Annotated in this window: 13 protein-coding genes and 1 riboswitch; of the genes, 4 read left to right on the forward strand and 9 right to left on the reverse strand. The window is 65.8% G+C overall.

Annotated features, from left to right (window positions below):
- Positions 1-8: 8 nt before the first annotated feature.
- A complete protein-coding gene (locus HN018_RS20195) occupies positions 9-1,490 on the reverse strand; it encodes a Dyp-type peroxidase (RefSeq protein WP_239478861.1) in 1,482 nt (493 codons plus the stop codon).
- Positions 1,491-1,522: 32 nt separating this feature from the next.
- A complete protein-coding gene (locus HN018_RS20200; RefSeq protein WP_171833731.1) occupies positions 1,523-2,698 on the reverse strand; it encodes an NHL repeat-containing protein in 1,176 nt (391 codons plus the stop codon).
- Positions 2,699-2,903: 205 nt separating this feature from the next.
- Here HN018_RS20200 and HN018_RS20205 point away from each other — a divergent pair, with 205 nt between their 5' ends.
- A complete protein-coding gene (locus tag HN018_RS20205) occupies positions 2,904-4,370 on the forward strand; it encodes a carbohydrate porin (protein ID WP_171833732.1) in 1,467 nt (488 codons plus the stop codon).
- A 61-nt stretch (positions 4,371-4,431) separates the two neighbouring features.
- On the opposite strand, the gene gcvP is transcribed toward HN018_RS20205, so the two are convergent.
- The 3 genes from gcvP to glyA are packed head-to-tail and all read right to left on the reverse strand — an operon-like array spanning position 4,432 to position 9,832.
- The gene (gcvP, locus tag HN018_RS20210) at positions 4,432-7,347 is read right to left on the reverse strand and encodes an aminomethyl-transferring glycine dehydrogenase (RefSeq protein ID WP_171833733.1); all 2,916 of its coding nucleotides are present in this window, start codon (positions 7,345-7,347) and stop codon (positions 4,432-4,434) included.
- Between the two features lie 11 nt (positions 7,348-7,358).
- The gene (gene gcvT / locus HN018_RS20215; RefSeq protein WP_171833734.1) at positions 7,359-8,558 is read right to left on the reverse strand and encodes a glycine cleavage system aminomethyltransferase GcvT; all 1,200 of its coding nucleotides are present in this window, start codon (positions 8,556-8,558) and stop codon (positions 7,359-7,361) included.
- A gap of 2 nt (positions 8,559-8,560) precedes the next feature.
- The gene (glyA, locus tag HN018_RS20220) at positions 8,561-9,832 is read right to left on the reverse strand and encodes a serine hydroxymethyltransferase (RefSeq protein ID WP_171833735.1); all 1,272 of its coding nucleotides are present in this window, start codon (positions 9,830-9,832) and stop codon (positions 8,561-8,563) included.
- Between the two features lie 262 nt (positions 9,833-10,094).
- A riboswitch (glycine riboswitch) is annotated at positions 10,095-10,183 on the reverse strand.
- A 122-nt stretch (positions 10,184-10,305) separates the two neighbouring features.
- Here glyA and HN018_RS20225 point away from each other — a divergent pair.
- On the forward strand, positions 10,306-11,241 hold the full coding sequence (locus HN018_RS20225) for a lysophospholipid acyltransferase family protein (RefSeq protein ID WP_171833736.1): 936 nt from the start codon (positions 10,306-10,308) through the stop codon (positions 11,239-11,241).
- On the opposite strand, the gene HN018_RS20230 is transcribed toward HN018_RS20225, so the two are convergent.
- The 3 genes from HN018_RS20230 to HN018_RS20240 all read right to left on the reverse strand — a co-directional run bounded on the left by HN018_RS20230 (position 11,171) and on the right by HN018_RS20240 (position 14,897).
- Positions 11,171-12,424, reverse strand: a complete 1,254-nt coding sequence (locus HN018_RS20230) for an MFS transporter (RefSeq protein ID WP_171833737.1) — start codon at positions 12,422-12,424, stop codon at positions 11,171-11,173. The genes HN018_RS20225 and HN018_RS20230 overlap by 71 nt on opposite strands.
- A gap of 182 nt (positions 12,425-12,606) precedes the next feature.
- Positions 12,607-13,788 (reverse strand): SAM-dependent methyltransferase, encoded by a 1,182-nt coding sequence (locus HN018_RS20235; protein ID WP_171833808.1) that lies wholly within the window; start codon positions 13,786-13,788, stop codon positions 12,607-12,609.
- Between the two features lie 260 nt (positions 13,789-14,048).
- Positions 14,049-14,897 (reverse strand): oxidoreductase, encoded by an 849-nt coding sequence (locus HN018_RS20240; protein WP_171833738.1) that lies wholly within the window; start codon positions 14,895-14,897, stop codon positions 14,049-14,051.
- A gap of 177 nt (positions 14,898-15,074) precedes the next feature.
- Here HN018_RS20240 and HN018_RS20245 point away from each other — a divergent pair, with 177 nt between their 5' ends.
- Positions 15,075-15,533, forward strand: a complete 459-nt coding sequence (locus HN018_RS20245; protein ID WP_171833739.1) for a prepilin-type N-terminal cleavage/methylation domain-containing protein — start codon at positions 15,075-15,077, stop codon at positions 15,531-15,533.
- A 3-nt stretch (positions 15,534-15,536) separates the two neighbouring features.
- Here the strand turns inward: HN018_RS20245 and HN018_RS20250 are convergent, their stop codons facing one another.
- On the reverse strand, positions 15,537-17,465 hold the full coding sequence (locus HN018_RS20250) for a glycosyltransferase (RefSeq protein WP_171833740.1): 1,929 nt from the start codon (positions 17,463-17,465) through the stop codon (positions 15,537-15,539).
- A 249-nt stretch (positions 17,466-17,714) separates the two neighbouring features.
- On the opposite strand from HN018_RS20250, the gene glf reads away from it, so the two are divergent.
- On the forward strand, positions 17,715-18,902 hold the full coding sequence (glf, locus tag HN018_RS20255; protein ID WP_171833741.1) for a UDP-galactopyranose mutase: 1,188 nt from the start codon (positions 17,715-17,717) through the stop codon (positions 18,900-18,902).
- Positions 18,903-18,929 lie beyond the last annotated feature (27 nt).

An 18,929-nucleotide genomic window follows, 5' to 3' on the forward strand; every position in this document is an offset into this window, starting at 1 on the left:
TTTCCTGATCAATAAGATGCGGTCTTTCCGGTACTGGAAGCCCCGGGCGCCGGCACCGAAGCCGGAGTGGCGGCGACAGATTTCAGGGACACATCCTTGAACAGCGCCTCGCCGATGAAGCTGCTGGGTTTCGTGCCGGTGCCGGGCGGACAGGCGAACAGGCCGCTGCCGACGTGGGTCGCGTACTGGTTCACCAGGTCGAGCTTCGACATCTTGTCGTAGATCTGCACGAAGCCGGTCCGGGGATCTCGCTGGTAGCACACGAAGAAAAGCCCGGCATCGTATTGCAGCCCCTGACGCCACGGTGGCCAGCGCTCGGCCACGAAGCTCAGCCCGTCATTATAGGAATAGCCGCGCCGCAGGATCTCGGCGCCGCCATTCGCCGCGGCCGATGCCAGCCGGACGTGCGCGTTCTCGGCGATGATCGGGTTGCCGTCCTTGTCGACGGCGTCCAGATCGATGGGATCGAACTCGCCCTTGCCGGTAAGCGGCGCGCCCGACTGCTTGCGCCGGCCGAACACCTCTTCCTGGAACGACAGGTCGGTGCGGTCCCAATGTTCGAGGAAGATACGGATACGGCGCGCGACCATGTAGCTGCCGCCGCGCATCCACTCCGGGCCCTCGCTCCCTACCCAGACCACCTTGTCGGCGGATCCCGGCCTGAAGCTCTTGCCGCCGGCCACCGCATGCACCTGGTCCGGCCGCGCCGAGACAGGGTTCTGCGTGCCGTCCTTGAAGCCCATCAGGTTGCGCGGCGTATCCTCGGCGGCAAACTGGGCGTTGTAGCCGTTCTGGATCCAGCGAAGCTGGGCGGTGCCGTCGGCGATGCGCGCCAACTGGCGCACGGCATGGAACGCCACTTGCGGATCGTCGGCACAGGCCTGGACAGACAGGTCGCCGCCGGTGTTGCCGGGCGCCAGCTGGTCGCCGTTGAAGTGCGGCAGGTCGATCAGCTCGGCCGGGCGCCTGGCACGCAGGCCATAGCGGTCGTGCCCATCCTTCTCGAACAGTCCGGGCCCGAAGCCGAAGGTAAGGGTCAGGCGCGCCGGCCCCAGCCCGACCGCATCGCCGCTATCCGCCGGCGGCCTGTCGGGATTGCCATCGACCGACGCAACGGTCTGGCCGCGGCTAAGGCGGCGCGCAGCCTCGGTCCAGAGCTTGAGCAGCCTGACCACCGAAGGACCGTCCTCGGTCACCAGGTCGAAGACCACGAAGCAGGTATGGTTCTGCAACGGCGTCAGGATGCCGCCCTGGTGCGGGCCGTCGAACGTCTCGACGATGCCGCGCGACGGGCCTCGGCTATCGGGGGTGATGCCCTTCGCCAGCTCGGCCGGACGCGGCAGCGACGCGGATGTGGCGCGCGCTCCGGAGAACGGACAGACCGCACCGGCGACTGCCAGGCTTCCGGCACCCCTCAGGAAGGCGCGCCGCGATGCTGCCGTCTCCGTGCTGTCGCCTTCGGCCTGGATCCTGCCGGTCTTGTCTTCCAACGCCATCCGTTCCTCTAAGCCCGCCGTAGGCGTCAATGCGCCAGGACGAGCGTGTTCATGTCGTCCTCTACATAATAGAAGCCGTCGCCTTTTGGAGTGACCGCCAGCCCGAACAGGTCGCCGCTACCGGGAGGCTGCTGTGCCTTGTCGACATCGACCCACTGGGCACCGACCTGCCTGCGCCCGACCGGATCGATCTCGACCACCTGCCCGTTGAGCCCGTTGGCTACCAGCAGGTTGCCGTTGGGCACGTTGACAAGCGCCAGCGGCCGCTTGAGCAGCCCATCCCTGGTGATCTCGGTGCCGGTTCCGGCACTGTCGGTCCGGGTCAGCGCATCGGGAATGCTGACGATCCGGTTGCCGATCGCGTCCGACACGTAGATCGAGCCCTTGGCACCGAGGGCGATCCCGGTCGGCCCGATGATGAACACGCTCTTGTCCGCCGCCTCGCCGAACCCGTCCGCCACCACCGTCATTGCGGTGACATGCGGCTTGCCGCCGTCGGGGATCTGCAGCTCGACCCGCACCACTGTCGCCTTGCTCACGATCGGGGCCGCGCCGGCCGGCGGCGCGCCGACACCGAAGCCGGCATTGCTGACGAACAGGGTGGCACTGGTGCCCTTGTCGATGACCGCCATGTTGCCCCATGGCCCGTTGATCTTCGGGCTGGTCCAGACGTCGGCGAGCTTTCCATCGGCATCGAACAGGAGCAGGCAACCGTCGCCCTTGGTGGCGGTGGTACCGTCGGTGCTCGGCAGGCTGCCGATGATCACCCAGCCGCTTTTCAGCACGGCAAGGGCAGTGGTCAGGCCGACCCCACCCGGGCACTTGTCGAGCTTCTGAGGTACCGAGGCGAACAACGAGATCGCCTGCGTGGCGGGATCGACCTGCACGATGGTGGTGCCGAGACCCTGCAGGTTGCCGGCATTGTTGAAATTCCCGACCAGCACCTGGTCCTTGACCAGGCGCCCCTTGCTGACCGGCGAGACGAACACCGCATAGGGGTTCTGGTCACCGTTCGCCGGTACGGTCGAGGCGACGGTCGTGTGATGCTTGAAGCGGGACAGGAACGACGGCGCCTCTGCCGCCATGCCGGGCGTCGTTGAAGCAAGCACGGCCATGCCGATGACGCAGAAGGCAGCTGGGAACCTGCCGGTCCGCAGTGATGCGGGCAGCCTTGCCGGCACCAGCCGTCGGGAATAGGTCATCGAAAGCCTCCGTCGGACCGTCTACAAGGCGCGGTCCGATAATGCAAATCATTTGCAACACGGGGATCTAGAGGTGTAGCTACGGCTGGTCAACTGCTTGCGCTCGGCAACGCCGGCAGCCCGGCTCAAGAAAACCGGTGACATGGACGATGTCGGGGGTAACGATGGTTCAGGACCCGGCCTGCACTGGCTCGAAACTCTGGTCATGACAGCACGCAGAAACCGGTCCGGCATCGGCCCTGCCCGAGCTGGCCTTGCCAGCTGCATGCTGCTGGCCGGCGCCGTGTCGACTGCCGATGCGCAGGATACGAGATCCTTGCCCGGAACGCCCGACCAGCCCGCGAACGATACGGCTGCAACGCCGGCGCCCCCCGGTGCATCGGCGGTCCAGGGTGACCTGATGACCCGGAGTGCATTGCTCGGCGACCCATGGGGCATCCGCTCGTCCCTGGCCGCGCGCGGAGTCAGCATCGGCCTCACCGAAACCAGCGAAGTCCTCGGCAACGCGACCGGCGGTTTGCGGACCGGTGCAATCTACGAAGGCCTGGCGGCCGCCACGCTCGGGATCGATACCGGAAAGCTGCTTGGACTGACCGGCGGCACCATCAGCGTCAGTTCCTACCAGCTCCACGGACGCGGCCTCAGCGCCAATAATCTGGACAACCTCAGCACCGTCAGCTCGATCGAGGCCGGCCGGTCGTTTCGGCTGTTCGAGGCCTGGTATGAGCAGTCGCTGTTCGGCGGTAACGCGACCGTCCGGATCGGCCAGCAGGCGGTCGACCAGGAATTCCTGATCAGCCAGTATGGCACCCTGTTCATCAACTCGCAGTTCGGCTGGCCGACGCTTCCGGGCATCGATCTGCCTTCCGGCGCCAATGCCTATCCGCTCGGGACGCCGGGCATACGGCTCAAGCTGCAACCGACCGAAGCACTGACTGCCCTTGTCGCGGCTTATAACGGCAGGCCGGGCGGCGAGGGCAGCGGCGACCCGCAGAAACGAGATGCAGACGGCACCAGTTTCGAGCTCGATGATGGCGTGTTCGTCGTCGGCGAACTGCAACTGGCGATCAACCAGGGCAAGGACCGGCACGGGCTGCCGGGAACCTACAAGATCGGTGCCTACTACAACTCCAACGCGTTCGCCGACCAGGAGACGGACAACCACGGACGGTCGCTGGCGGACCCGGACAGCAACGGCAACGCGCTGCTGCATCGCCGGGACTGGGGCATCTACGCGGTCATGGATCAGCTGCTTTGGCAGCACGGCAGCGGCGCCGATAAGGGCATCGGATTGTTCGGCCGGATCGTCGGCACGCGCGGCGACCGCAACCTCGTCTCGCTGTATGCGGAGGGCGGCCTGAGCTGGAAGGGCATGCTGCCCAGCCGCCCGGACGACTCCCTGGGCATGGCGGTCGGCTATACGAAAATCAGCGGCCGGGCACGCCAACTGGACCGCGACACCGCGTTTTTTTCCGGTAGCGCCTATCCGGTGCGGGATGCCGAGACGGTCATTGAGTTGACCTACCAGGCACCGGTCACCCCCTGGCTATCGCTGCAGCCCGACGCGCAATACGTCATCCATCCAGGCGGTGGCCTGCCCGATCCAGATGATGCCGGCCGCCGGATCGGCGACGAGGCGGTGGTCGGGCTGCGTGCGACGATTGCGTTCTAGGATCTAATCACATCGATTCTCAAGGCGAGCCTTGAGCGGGTTCAGGGCAGAGCCCTGACCTTCAATCCGCGGCCTCCGCGTATGCCTCAGGCGACGGGCAGGAACAGATCAGATTGCGGTCCCCGTAGCTGTTATCCAGGCGCCCGACCGGCGGGAAATACTTGTCCATCGCCACCCCGGCCGGGAAGCAACCGGCCTCGCGGTCGTAGGCACGGTTCCACTCGGACCTCACGACGTCGCGGATGGTGTGCGGCGCATGCCGGAGCGGAGAGTCCGCAACCGCGACATGACCATCCTCGATGGCGCGGATCTCCTCGCGGATCGCCAGCATCGCGTCGCAGAACCGGTCGATTTCGGCGCGGCTCTCGGACTCCGTCGGCTCGATCATGAAGGTGCCGGCGACCGGAAAGCTCACCGTCGGCGCGTGGAAGCCATGATCGACCAGGCGTTTCGCGATGTCGTCCACGGTGACGCCGAACTGGTCCTTGAACGGTCGCAGATCGATGATGCATTCGTGCGCCACCCTGCCCTGGGCTCCACGGAACAGCACCGGATAAGCACCCTCGAGCCGGCGCACGATATAGTTCGAGTTCAGGATCGCCACCTGCGTCGCACGTCGCAGGCCGTCATCGCCCATCAGCAGCATGTAGGCCCAGGAGATCGGCAGGATCGAGGCCGACCCGTACGGTGCCGCGGACACCGCATGCTCGCCGCCCTGGTCCGGGCGGCCGGGCAGGAACGGTGCCAGATGGGCGCGCACCCCGATCGGCCCCATGCCGGGACCACCGCCGCCATGCGGGATGCAGAAGGTCTTGTGCAGGTTGAAGTGGCTGACGTCGGCGCCATACTGGCCGGGCCGTGCCAGTCCGACCTGCGCGTTCAGGTTGGCGCCGTCGAGATAGACCTGGCCGCCCGCGGCATGCATCAGATCGCAGATCTCGCGGACGTTCTCCTCGAACACGCCGTGCGTCGACGGATAGGTGATCATGATCGCCGCCAGCCGGTCGGAATGCAGGCCGATCTTGGTCCGGAGGTCGTCGACATCGACGTTGCCCTCCCGATCGCAGCCGACCACCACCACGCGCATTCCGGCCATCTGCGCCGAGGCCGGGTTGGTGCCGTGCGCCGAGGCCGGGATCAGGCACACGTCGCGCTCGGCATGGCCGGTCGACCGGTGATAGCCGCGGATCGCCAGCAGCCCGGCATACTCGCCCTGCGCGCCGGAGTTCGGCTGCAACGATACCGAATCGTAGCCGCTGATCGCGCACAGGCGCTTTTCGAGGTCGGCGAACAACTCGGCATAGCCGGCAGTCTGCGCGGGGGGTGCGTAGGGGTGGAGGTCGCAGAAGCCGGGCCAGGTGATCGGCACCATCTCGACGGTGGCGTTCAGCTTCATGGTGCAGGAGCCGAGCGGGATCATCGTGCGATCGAGCGCCAGGTCGCGGTCCGACAGCCGGCGCAGGTAGCGCAGCATCTCGGTCTCGGAACGGTGCTCGTGGAACACCGGATGGGTCATGAACGGAACGGTGCGCTGCAACGCCGACGGGATCGGGCTTTCGCCGACCGCCAGCTTCGCTTCCATCGCCTGGACGGCACCGTCGGGCGCGAACGCCTGCCAGACGGCGCGGATGATTTCCGGCGTCGTGGTCTCGTCGATGCTGATGCCGATGCGGCCGGCATCGAGCCGGCGCAGGTTGATCCCGGCGGCGCAGGCCGCATCGATGATCGCCCCGGTCCGGTCGCCGGTCGCGACCGTGATGGTATCGAACACCATGTCGGTCTCGATGTCGGCGCCCAGCGCCCGCAACCCGGACGCCAGCACCCGGGCCAGCCGGTTCACCCGGCGTGCGATGGCCTGCAGCCCGTCCGGCCCGTGATAGACCGCATACATCGAGGCGATGACTGCCAGCAGCACCTGGGCCGTACAGATGTTCGAGGTCGCCTTCTCGCGGCGGATATGCTGCTCGCGCGTCTGCAGTGCCAGCCGGTAGGCCGGGCGTCCGGCGCTGTCGATCGACACCCCGACGAGACGGCCGGGCATCGAGCGCTTGAGGCCGTCGCGCACCGCCATGTAGGCGGCATGCGGACCGCCGAAGCCCATCGGCACGCCGAAGCGCTGCATCGAACCGATCGCGATGTCGGCACCGAGCGCGCCGGGCGGGGTCAGCAGGGTGAGTGCCAGCGGATCGGCGGCCATCGCCACCAGCGCGCCGGCCGCATGCAGACGACCGATCAATGCGCGCGGATCACGAACGAGGCCGGTGGTGTCGGGATACTGCAGCAGCGCCCCGAACACCGTGGAAGCGTCGAGATCGCCGTCGGGATCGCCGACCACCAATGGAATGCCGAGCGGCTCGGCACGCGTGCGCAGCACGGCGAGGGTCTGTGGATGGCAGCCCTGATCGACGAAGAACGACTTCGCCTTCGACTTCGCCATGCGGCTGGCCAGGGTCATTGCCTCGGCTGCCGCGGTCGCCTCGTCGAGCAGCGACGCGTTCGCGACGTCCAGGCCGGTCAGGTCGCAGACCAGCGTCTGGAAGTTCAGCAGCGCCTCGAGCCGGCCCTGGCTGATTTCCGGCTGATACGGCGTGTAGGCGGTATACCAGGCCGGGTTTTCCAGGATGTTGCGCTGGATCACGCCGGGCAGAACGGTGCCGTGGTAGCCCTGGCCGATCAACGAGACCAGCACCTGGTTGCGATCGGCGACCTGGCGTAGCCGTGCCAGGACTTCCGGCTCGGTCAGGCCCGCCCCGAGCCCGACCTGCTCGTGCCAGGCCCCGGCATCGATCCGGATCGACGCCGGCACCGTCTCTCGGGTCAGCGTTTCGAGGTCGGCCGCCCCGACCGCGTCGAGCATGGCGGCGATCTCCGTCTCGTCCGGCCCGATATGGCGCCTGGCGAATGAGTCCGAGGGAGGCCGTGCATCCTGCCAGAGACTGGAACCGGAGCTGTTCAGATCGATCGTGTTTGCAGACATCGCAGACTCACTCAACGCTTGTAGGTTGGAGAGACGAAAGGCATCGGGCAGACCGTCACCGGGACATGGCGGCCGCGCAACTCCGCCACCAGGGCGGTTCCGGGCTGGGCCAGTGCTGCCAGCACGTAGCCCATCGCAACCGGCGCCTGCAGGCTTGGTCCGAACGCGCCGGAGCTGACATTGCCGACCGGCTCGTCGAGATCGGCCGGCGAGAACAGCTTCGCGCCCGAGCGCAGGGGGGCGCGCCCATCCGGCCGCAGCCCGATCCGGCGCAATTTCGTGCCGTCGACGAGCTGGCGCAGGATCAGGTCGGCACCGGGGAAACCGCCAGCCCGGGCACCGCCAAACCGCCGGGATTTCTGGATCGCCCAGTCCAGGGCCGCCTCGATCGGCGTCGTGGTAGGATCGAGATCGTTGCCGTACAGGCAAAGGCCCGCCTCGAGCCGCAGGCTGTCGCGAGCGCCCAGGCCGATCGGCAACACGCCCGGTTGCGACAGCAGCGAACGCACGATCAGGTCCGCCCCATCGGCCGGCATGCCGATCTCGTAGCCATCTTCGCCGGTGTAGCCGGACCGGGAGACGGTGCAGGCATGGCCCTCGATCATGAGCAGGCGCACGTCCATGAAACGCATGCCGGCCGCATCCGGTGCCAGCGCCGACAAGGCAGCCTCGGCACCCGGGCCCTGCAGCGCCACCAGCGCGCGGTCGAACCCGGTTTCCACAGAACAGGCGTCGCCGAGGTGATGCCGGAGGTGGGCCAGGTCGGCCAGCTTGCAGCTCGCGTTCACGACCAGGAACAGGTGGTCGCCCATGTTGGCGACCATCAGGTCGTCCATGATCCCGCCTGCCTGGTTGGTGAACAGGGCGTAGCGCTGGCGTCCGGCTGCCAGGGACGCGATATCGGCCGGAACCAGCCGTTCGAGGGCCAGTGCCGCATCGCGCAGCACGCCGGACCGCGCACGCAGGATGATCTGGCCCATGTGCGAAACGTCGAACAATCCGCACGAGGCGCGCGTATGCAGGTGCTCGGTCATGATGCCGGTGCTGTACTGCAGCGGCATGCTGTAACCGGCGAACGGCACCATCCGGGCACCGAGCTCGACATGCAGCGCATTGAGCGGCGTCTGCTGGATCGTCTCGACGGAAGCTTCGTCCGCGACGATGACCTGCTGGATATCCTCTTGCACGTCCGGCGGCACGGTTCCCGGCATGATCAGGCTGCTCGATAGAGCGGGAAGCGGGCGCAAAGTGCCTCGACATCATGGCGCGCCGTGGTCTCGGCGTTTCCATTATCGTCGGGGTTGGCGACCAGACCGTCCAGCACATCGGCGATCAGCGTCGCCACCTGCAGGAACTCGGCCTCGCGGAAGCCGCGCGTGGTGGCAGCCGGGGATCCCAGCCGGATGCCGCTGGTCTGCGCCGGCGGGAGCGGGTCGTAGGGGATGCCGTTCTTGTTGCAGGTGAGCCCGGCCCGCTCCAGCGTCGCCTCGGCGGCCTTGCCGGTCAGGCCGGTGCGGCGCAGGTCGAGCAGGACCAGATGCGTGTCGGTGCCGCCGGTGACCAGATCGTGGCCCCGCGCCATGAGGCCCTCGCCGAGCGCCTTCGCGTTTGCCACCACCTGCGCCGCGTAATCCTTGAAGTCCGGACGCAGGGCCTCGCCGAACGCGACCGCCTTGGCGGCGATCACATGCATCAGTGGACCGCCCTGCATGCCGGGAAATACCGCCGAGTTGAATTTCTTGGCCAGCGCCTCGTCGTTGGTGAGGATCATGCCGCCGCGGGGACCGCGCAGGGTCTTGTGCGTGGTCGTGGTGGCGACGTGGGCGTGTGGAAACGGGCTCGGATGCACCCCCCCGGCGACCAGGCCGGCGAAATGCGCCATGTCCACCATCAGCAGCGCGCCAACCTCGTCGGCGATGGCGCGGAAGCGGGCGAAATCGATCTGACGCGGGATCGCCGAGCCGCCGGCGATGATCAGCTTCGGGCGATGCTCGCGCGCCAGCCGGTCCACTTCCTCGTAATCGAGCAGGCCGTCCTGGCGGCGGACGCCATACTGGATCGCCTGGAACCACTTGCCCGACAGGGTCGGCTTGGCGCCATGCGTCAGGTGGCCGCCGGCATCCAGAGACATGCCGAGAATGACATCGCCCGGCTTCAGCAGCGCGAGCAGGACGGCGGCATTGGCCTGCGCGCCCGAATGCGGCTGGACGTTGGCAAAGCCGCAGCCGAACAGCCGGGTCGCCCGGTCGATCGCAGCACTCTCCACGACATCCATCTGCGCACAGCCGCCATAGTAGCGGCGACCCGGATACCCCTCGGCATATTTGTTGGTCAGCACCGACCCCTGGGCCGCCAGCACCGCCGGCGAGACGATGTTCTCGCTGGCGATCAACTCGATTCCCTCGTCCTGGCGGCGCATTTCGGCGACCAGCGCATCGGCGATCAACGGGTCATCCGAGAGGACACGGCTGAAGAATTCGGACATCGGGTCTGGTCCTCTCAATGAACGGAAATGGACAGCGTCGGACCGACAACGCCCGGAACCCGGCTGCGGTCGAACAGACGGAGGCGACCAGGCAGGGCGTGCGAGGTTCCGGATGGGTAGATGTCTGTGTGAACGATAGTCATGGCGCCCCCATAAGCCGGAATCCCCGACCCGTTGCGCCCCTTCTGTCTCTTGTGCCTGAGATCGTTATCCCGTCGGCGGACGCCATCCTCGCAAATGCGGGGCGCCTCTTTCCAGAAGTTCTAGCTGAGCGGTCCATTTGCCTGAGAGTTTCCGGGGCGGTTGCTCCTTCGGCGCCGGCTCTCACCGGTCTCTCCCACGTCAGCGGTTTCTAAATCGCAGTGGTCATGCGGAGTGTCAACGACAAAGACCACACAATGAGAGATGGGGACGCTGCAACCTCTTGAAAAGGCTGCACTGGATCGAAAGCCTCGAATCCTCTACGTCGCAGGATGGGCTTCCTGAAAAACCTCGGCCGCGCCGTTGACCTGACCCGTCTTGCCGACAGGTTGCAGGCGATGGTTCTGCGCGGTGCGATCGCGATGCTGAGGCGTCTCGGACCGGTACGGGCGTCCAACCTCGGCGGCCGACTGGCCCGCTCCGTCGGACCGCATCTGTCGGTGTCGAAGGTTGCTCACCGGAACCTGGCTCAGGTCTTTCCCGAACTCGCCGCGGTGGATCGCAAGCGCATCATCCGCGGCGTCTGGGACAACCTGGGCCGCACTACCGCCGAGCTGCCGCACCTCGCCTCGTTCCACCGCACGGCGAGCGGTCCAGGCTGGGAAATCGCCGGCGAGCGACATGTCGAGGCCCTGATACGGGACGGGACCCAGGCATTGTTTTTTTCCGGCCATTTCGGGAACTGGGAGATGGTGCTTCCGATTGCCGGTGCCCTCGGCCTGACCGTGTCCGGGTTCTACCGCGCCGCCTCGAACACGACCGTCGACGCGATCATCCAGTCGATGCGGCAGCAGGCGCTGGGTTCGGGCATCTCGATGTTCGCCAAGGGTGCTTCCGGTGCCCGCGCCGCATTGTCGCATCTGCAGCGTGGCGGATCGCTCGGCCTGCTGGTCGACCAGAAGATGAACGACGGCATCGCTGTCCCATTTTTCGGGCGTGACGCAATGACCGCCCCTGCCCTTGCCCAGTTCGCGCTGCGGTTCAACGCGCCGATCATCCCCGTGCATGTGGTCCGGATCGGCCCGGCGCGGTTCAGGATGATCTGCGACGAGCCGATGGCCGTGACCTTGACTGGCGACCGCGTCGCCGACATCCACGCGATCGCCCGGGCGATGAATGTCCGGCTGGAGGACTGGATCAGGGCGGACCCGTCATCGTGGCTATGGCTGCATCGCCGCTGGCCGAAGACGGAGTCCGCTTCGGCCTGATTTCGGTCGCCAGCACCGCCAACGCCACCAGCCCGAGTCCTGCTCCGGTCAGCGAGGTGAGGTGCCAGCCGCCATAGGCGTAGGTGGTGGTGGCGAGCATCGAACCGGCTGCGCCGCATAGGAACACCAGCGTCATATAGACGGCGTTCAGCCGGCCGCGCAGCTCCGGCGCCAGGCTGTAGACCGCGCGCTGGCTGACGATCTGGTTCCATTGGATGCTCGAATCCAGGACGATCGCAGCCAGCACGAGGCAGGCCAGCGACCCCGACGCAGACGCCCAGCCGGCACCGAGAAAGCTCAGCATCATCACGACGAGTGCCAGGGCGGTGGAGGTTCGGGTCCAGCCCCGGTCGGCGACCCGGCCGGCGAAAGGAGCCGCCAGAGCACCACCGGCGCCGGCCAGCGCGAACAACGCGATGCCACGCTGGCCGAGGCCGAACTGGCTGCCGAGCAGCAGCGGCACCGCGGTCCAGAACATGCTGAAACTGGCGAACATCACGCCCTGGTAGGTGGCACGACGACGCAGCACGGGCTCGTGCTTCAGCAGCTGCCCCATCGACATCAGGATCTGGCCGTAATGCAGGCCCGGGCTTGGCTGGCGCTTCGGCAACAGCCGGCCGAGCAGCACTGCCAACAACACCATCACCACGGCGGCGATCAGGAAGATCGCCCGCCAGCCGAAATGATAGGCGACGATGCTGGCGACCGGCCGGGCCAGCATGATCCCGGCGATCAAACCGCCCATGATGTTGCCGATCACCCGGCCACGGATCGGGGCGGGGGCGAGATGGGCGGCGAACGGAACCAGGATCTGCGGGCCGATCGAGCACAGCCCGACCAGGAACCCGGCGATCAGGAAGGTCGTCACGGAGTCCGACATCACGAGCCCGATCAGCCCGATCGCCGCGCCGAGCAGCGTGACCTGGATCAGCCGGCGGTTCTCGATCAGGTCTGCCAACGGTACGAGGAGCAGCAGCCCGGCGGCGAAGCCGAGCTGGATCAGCGTCACGACGAGCCCGGCCGCGGCCCCGGTCAAGTGCAGGGACCTGCTGATCGGCTCGATCAGCGGCTGTACGTAATAGATGTTGCCGACCACCGCGCCACAGGCGAGGGCGAAGACGGCCGTCAGTCCCCGACCGATGACAGCGGTCTCCCCGGGGATGTCTTGCGTGGTGTCAGGCATGGGAGGCTTGTCGGCTGGATGATCGACTGCACACAAGCTGTTATGACAGGCAGCAGGCCTGCTCGTGCGAGCCTGCCAAGCTTCGAGGGGCACGCCGGATCGGGATGATCGACGATGCCCTGACCGACCTTCAAGTCAGCCTTGAACCGAGCCGGTCCATGAACTGTTCGTGAGCAGCCCGTTCAGGCCGGATGCATGTAGCTCCGGGTCAGTGGAACGGCGGCATGCTGGTGACAGAGCTGGATCTGGAAGTTCAGCTCTGTCTCCCGGCGGAAGGCCAGCTCTGATCCCACCAGATAGAATTCGAACATACGGCAGAACCGCTCGTCGTAGAGCGCCCGGATCCGCTCCCGATTGAGCGCGAACCGCTGCCGCCAGTGGGCGATCGTGCGGGCATAATGCAGCCGCAGCACCTCGATATCCGTGGCGATCAGCCCGGACTTCTCAACCCCCGGCATGATCTCGCTGAGGGATGGCGAGTAGCCGCCGGGAAAGATGTATTTCGCCAGCCAGGCGTTGGTCTCGGCGGGCGGGCCGCTCTGGCCGATGGTGTGCACCAGGGCGACGCCGTCCTGCCTGAGGCCGCGCGCAACGGTATCGAAGAAGCTGCCGTAATGGTTGATGCCGACATGCTCGAACATGCCGACCGAAACGATCCGGTCATAGACGGCAGTGACGCTGCGATAGTCGCGTAGCTCGAACCGCACCCGGTCGGCCACCCCCTCGGCGGCGGCACGTGCCTGGGCGGCCACCAGCTGTTCCTGTGAAAGCGTGATGCCGGTCACGCGTGCACCGTGGTCACGGGCCAGGCTGAGCGCCAACCCACCCCAGCCGCAGCCGATATCGAGTACCTCGAGGTCCGGCCGATTGAGCAGCAGCTTGGTGGCGATGTGGCGCTTCTTGGCAGCCTGCGCCTGTTCGAGCGTTTCATCCCCGGTCTCGAAATACGCACAGGAATATTGCAGGTCGGTATCGAGCAGCAGAGTGTAGAGGCGTGCGTCCAGATCGTAATGGTGGGCGACGTTGCGTTGTGCCTGCCGCGCCGGATTGAACTGCCGCACCCAGCGGCCGGCATAGCGCACATGCCGGCGGGCGCGCAGTATCGGATGATTTCCCCCGTGCGCGACGTTCAGCACGAGCAGGTCGAGCAGCTCGTAGAGGGTGCAGCCGATTGGCTCAAGTCTGCCATCCATGTAGGCCTCGCCGACAGCAAGTGCCGGATCCAGAAGCAGGCCTCGCACGGCGCGGCCGTCATGCAGGGCCAGCCCGGCCATTGGCATGTCGCCGGATCCGTAACGACGAATAGCGCCACCGGGCCAGGTCACGTCGAGCGTGCCTTCGCGGATCAGGTGCCTGAACACCATGTCGAGCGCGCGGCGAAGATCGATCGCGGGGCGCACGTGCTACCCCCCGGACCGGCGCGCACACAAGCCGGTATCGGCCTGCTTCGAGACGGGGCGGGCTTTTGTCACGTGTGGCTCTCGATGCAGGCAGACCAAGGCTGGTCTAGCCGATCGAGCAGGCCGGCGACCAGCCTAGGGAACAAGCCTCATCCGGAAAGCCGTGCATCCATCGTTCCGGGGAACCCGCCGGGCAGGACGCTACGGGAAGGCCGTCGGCGTCTCTAGGCTGCCGGGAAATCCGCGCCGAGTGTCACGTCCTTCCAGGTATCGAATTCTTTGCGTAACGAATCCAGTTTGGCGTAAGCGAGATCGAGCGCCGGCTTTCCCAGCAACAGATGCAAAGGCGGATTATCGGAGCAGACCGCGGTAATCACCGCCTCGGACCCGCGAACCGGGTCGCCGGCCTGTGTGCCGCTACGCTCGCGGGTCTGCTCGCGACGCTTGCCGGCGGTTTCCGCATAATCGTCGATCACCGTCGGAGATTCGATGATCGAGCGGCCGGCCCAGTCGGTCCGGAACGGGCCGGGCTCGACCACCGTGACCTTGATGCCGAGCGGGGCACCCTCGATCGACAGCGACTCCGACAGGCCTTCGACGGCATATTTGGTGGCGTGATAGTAACCGGTCGCGGCGAAGCTCACGAGGCCGCCGATCGATGAGAAGTTGACGATGTGGCCGCTCCCCTGCGCGCGCATATGCGGCAGTACCGCCTTGGTCAGCTCGATCAGCCCGAACACGTTGGTTTCGAACTGGGCGCGGATACCCTCATCCTCGCCTTCCTCGATCGCCGCCAGGTAGCCATAGCCGGCATTGTTCACCAGCACGTCGATGCGGCCGAACTTTGCCCTGGCCGCGGCGACGGCCTCGGCAACGCTCTGCTTGTCGGTGACGTCGAGCTTCAGCGCCAGGGCACGATCGTCATGGCCTGCAACCAGGTCCTGGAGTTGTTCCGGCTTGCGCGCCGTGGCAACCACCCGCCACCCCCGCTCGAGGATCAGGCGTGCGATCTCACGGCCGAAGCCGGTCGAGCAGCCGGTGATGAACCAGACGGGTGTCGCGAGATCGGTCATGATTATCCTGGAACCGGTGGGGTAGGTCGCAGACACACATGGCCTGCATGCCGTGCGGCGCAAGCACGGGCGAGCCAGGCCCGCCCGAAACCACCTTGGCGGATGATGCCGGCATGGTTGGCTCCGGACACGAAAACCGGCAAGGATCGATCCCGGATTGTCCGGCAGAGGAGAAGCGTGGCCGTTCAGCCCCCTGACGAGGCCCCCGGCCGTGCCGCGTCACCCGACGGCAGACACCCGGACTCCGGCTTCACGCTGATCGAGATGATCGTGGTGCTGGTGGTGCTGGCGCTGGTCGGCAGCATCGTGCTGGCACGCGGCCCGATGCACTCGGCAACGCTGGACCTGCGTGCCAGTGCCCGCGCCATGGCATCCGACATGCGGCGGACCCGGGCCGGGGCGATCGCCACGGACCACGACGTCGTGTTCACGGCAGATCCGGTCCAGCGGGATTACGGCATACGCAAGGGCGCCCGGCATGGTCTTGCGGCGGCTATCGCCATTGTCGGTATCCCCGCACCGATCGTGTTCCACGCCGACGGCAGCAGCTCGGGCGGCGTCGTCACGCTCGGCGAGATGGAGCGTCGCCTCTCCGTTCATGTCGACTGGCTGACCGGGAGGGTCGACGTCCGGTAGGGCTCAGGTGGCGGACGCTGTGGGTGCCGGGACCGGGCGGGCCGCGACGCTGGCTTTTCCGCATCCCAGATAATGCTCCCAGAAGCCCGGCGAGGTCAGCTCGGGCGCGGCGGCCTTCCAGGATGCGGCCACCTGATCGCCGTGCCGGAACAGTCGCAGCAGCACCGGCAGGGTCTGCCGGCTCAGGCTCCAGAACCGGCCCCGGTCACGCTGGTAGGCGGACATCTCCGGCTCCCACCCGTTGTCCAGCACGACGTGCTCGGCGTGACGCAGCCCGATCCACGAGAAGTCACTGGTCGCCACCAGCCTGGGTTTCGAGTTTGCCGTGGGCACCAGGGCATGTCGCAGCAGGACCACGATGAACCAGAACAGGAACACGCCGCGTGCCCGCGGGATCCGGGCCACCATGGCAGGATCCATGACCTCCTTCCGGCCGACCGCCCCCGGGCCGTAAAGGTGCCTGAGTGCGGTGATGCCGGCATGCAGCGGACGTGGATCCTGCCTCAGGATCGCCGGGCCGGCCAGGAAGTCGGCGACGCCGCGCATGATGAGGGCTGCGCCATAGTAGCGGAAGGTAAGCATGTGCAGCAGCCAGCTGCGCCCGGCACGGCGCAGGGCGGCGGCGCGGCCGAACCGGTCGTGCAGCGCCGCCAGCACCAGCAGGTTGCGTGTCTCGTAATAGAGCTGCCAGTTGCCGAGCTTCAGGTAGAACGGCTCGTGCCAGACCGCCGCACCTGGCAGAACCGTTGTAAATATCCCCTGTCGATAGAGGCGCATGCCGTATTCGGCATCGTCGCCGCGGATGAAGCATGGCATCGGCAGCCCGACCCGCCTGACGATGTCGAGCGATAGCGCGAAGCACCACCAGCCGTTGAAGTGCACCGATTGCGGCTGTGCGAGCAGGTTCAGCGCATCGGCCGATTGCAGATCGGTGTCGTGCTGCACGGCCCGTGGGAACCAGCTGAAGCTGTCGATCACCGCGCCGCCCTCGTACAGGCGGGTCGGCTGGACGCTGTCGAGCATTTGCCCCCCTACCGCGACGTTCTCCCGCGCCAGCGACAGGAATGCGATCAGCCGGAGCAGCGTGTCCGGCTCCAGGCGGATATCGTCGTCTAGAAAGGCGCAGTGGGTCAGCATCGGATCGGCCAGCGTAGCCAGCAGGCCACGGGTAAATCCGCCGGCACCGCCGAAATTGCCCTGCTCGATGATGGTCAGACGAGACCCCAGTCGTTCGGCCCATGGTGCGATGAGTTCATGCGCGATCAGACCAGGCCGGCCCTGATTGACGATGAAGACCCGGTCCAGGCGCGCCATGACCGCCGGGTCCGTCACCATAACCTCCAGCACCGCGGCCATGAAACTTTCGCGGTTGAACGTGCAGAAGACGATCCCGAGTGCTACCGGAGCGGGCGGCGTTTCACCAAGCCAGGCCGCCTCGATGAACTGCGCGCCAGACCCGGTAGCGGTCGCGGTGACTTCGAAATACACCAATCCATATTCGCGAAAGTTGCTGCTCTGATCAGGGATGTCGAACCTGACCGTCTGTTCCCCGGCATCACCGGCAACGTGCGTTTCGCCGAGCAGCATGTGCACGCCCATGACCCGGCGCAGCAAGCGAACGACGCAGGACCCATGCACCGTCACCGAAAGTGCCAGGCTGTGCAGCGTGGTATTCAACCGCCAGTGCGATTCGAAGAACGAGCCGAAATAGGTATCGAACAACAGCGTCGTACCTGGTAGTAACGCTATCGTTCCGTCCGGCTGTAGATGTGCGCCGTATGAGCCGAGACCTTCCGGCTCCAGACGCGCCGCACGCCAATAGAGCGGACGGAGTTCCGGTGCCCGGTCGGTCAACACGCGCTGCAATGTCTGCTCGCCACGGGCAGATCGATCGGTGCGAGCCGGATCAGCCAAATGAGCGAGTTGATCCATCGGAACTCCACACAGGTCGTTCAAAACCGGAACATCGATAGTATTGAGCCACTAAACAACCGAACACATGAGCGCCAGTATCAATTTTCAGTCAGGCATGCGGCTTTCTGGTCAAACCAGCGTTAAGTTGATGGCCGGACACTAAAATCTGTCGCCACGCAACCCAATGTGGCGACTTGAGAAGAAGATGCTCAATAACATCATAATTCAGAAAGGGTGGTAATGGACGGAATATCGACGCGGGCGAACATGTCTGCGTGTGACTATGACTGGCTTATCGTCGGTGCGGGCTTTGCAGGCTCGATTCTGGCCGAACGCCTTGCCGCGCATGGCCAGCGCGTGATGATCATCGATAAGCGTCCCCACATAGCGGGCAATGCGTATGACCGCGTCGATGAAGCCGGACTGCTGGTACATGAGTACGGGCCTCACATCTTTCACACCAATTCGACGATGGTGTTCGATTACCTGTCGCGCTTTACCGAATGGCGCTTCTACGAGCATCGCGTGCAGGGCCGTGTCGATGCGAAACTGGTTCCGATCCCGATCAATCTCGACACCGTCAATACTTTGTATGATCTGAAGCTGACATCCGACGAACTTCCGGGATGGCTGGCGGAGCGTGCGGAACCGGTTGCCGATATCAAGACCGCCGAGGATGTCGTGGTCTCCCAGGTCGGCCGCGATCTGTACGAGAAGATCTTCCGTTGCTACAGCAGAAAGCAATGGGGTCTCGATCCGTCGGAGCTCGATGCGAGCGTGACCGCACGGATTCCGGTCAGGCTGGATAATGAAGATCGCTATTTCACGGATCGTCATCAGTTCATGCCGCTGCACGGCTATACGAAAATGTTCGAGCGCATGCTCGATCACCCGAACATCACCATCTGCACGGGCACTTCCTATGAAGACGTGGTGGCCAAGGTTCCAGGCGCCCGCCTGATCTGGACTGGTCCGGTTGACGAGTTTTTTGGCTTTTCCGAAGGCAAGCTTCCATATCGGTCGCTGCGCTTCGTTCATGAAACCCGCGATGTCGAATTCATCCAGCCGGTCGGGACCGTGAACTACCCGCAGGACGAGGACTACACGCGGATCACCGAGTACAAGCACCTGACCGGTCAAACGCACGACCGCACCAGCATCATGTACGAGTATCCAGCCGCGGAAGGCGAACCCTATTACCCGGTGCCGCAGGCGGAGAGCCAGGCGACCTACAAGCGCTACCAGAAGCTGGCCGATGCGACGCAGGACGTATGGTTCGTCGGTCGGCTCGCGACCTATCGCTACTACAACATGGACCAGATCGTGGCCCAGGCATTGGCCACATTCACCCGCATCGAAGCCACCCTGCCGGTGATGCCGGGCATGAGCCCGGCCGAAGCGACCGGGTCGGTGTCGAACAGCGTTGTGAGCGATCAGACCCTGGTCGAGGCCTGATCCTTCGTAACTCTATGGTGCAGGGGC

The sequence above is a fragment of the Lichenicola cladoniae genome (genome assembly GCF_013201075.1).
GTDB classification, from domain to species: Bacteria; Pseudomonadota; Alphaproteobacteria; order Acetobacterales; family Acetobacteraceae; genus Lichenicola; species Lichenicola cladoniae.

Bases quoted from the DNA above. Each gene is read 5' to 3' on its own strand.
- HN018_RS20200 (WP_171833731.1), bottom strand. From the start codon at position 2,698: ATGACCTATTCCCGACGGCTGGTGCCGGCAAGGCTGCCCGCATCACTG.
- HN018_RS20205 (WP_171833732.1), top strand. From the start codon at position 2,904: ATGACAGCACGCAGAAACCGGTCCGGCATCGGCCCTGCCCGAGCTGGC.
- gcvP (WP_171833733.1), bottom strand. From the start codon at position 7,347: ATGTCTGCAAACACGATCGATCTGAACAGCTCCGGTTCCAGTCTCTGG.
- gcvT (WP_171833734.1), bottom strand. From the start codon at position 8,558: ATGCCGGGAACCGTGCCGCCGGACGTGCAAGAGGATATCCAGCAGGTC.
- glyA (WP_171833735.1), bottom strand. From the start codon at position 9,832: ATGTCCGAATTCTTCAGCCGTGTCCTCTCGGATGACCCGTTGATCGCC.
- HN018_RS20225 (WP_171833736.1), top strand. From the start codon at position 10,306: ATGGGCTTCCTGAAAAACCTCGGCCGCGCCGTTGACCTGACCCGTCTT.
- HN018_RS20230 (WP_171833737.1), bottom strand. From the start codon at position 12,424: ATGCCTGACACCACGCAAGACATCCCCGGGGAGACCGCTGTCATCGGT.
- HN018_RS20235 (WP_171833808.1), bottom strand. From the start codon at position 13,788: ATGGTGTTCAGGCACCTGATCCGCGAAGGCACGCTCGACGTGACCTGG.
- HN018_RS20240 (WP_171833738.1), bottom strand. From the start codon at position 14,897: ATGACCGATCTCGCGACACCCGTCTGGTTCATCACCGGCTGCTCGACC.
- HN018_RS20250 (WP_171833740.1), bottom strand. From the start codon at position 17,465: ATGGATCAACTCGCTCATTTGGCTGATCCGGCTCGCACCGATCGATCT.
- glf (WP_171833741.1), top strand. From the start codon at position 17,715: ATGTCTGCGTGTGACTATGACTGGCTTATCGTCGGTGCGGGCTTTGCA.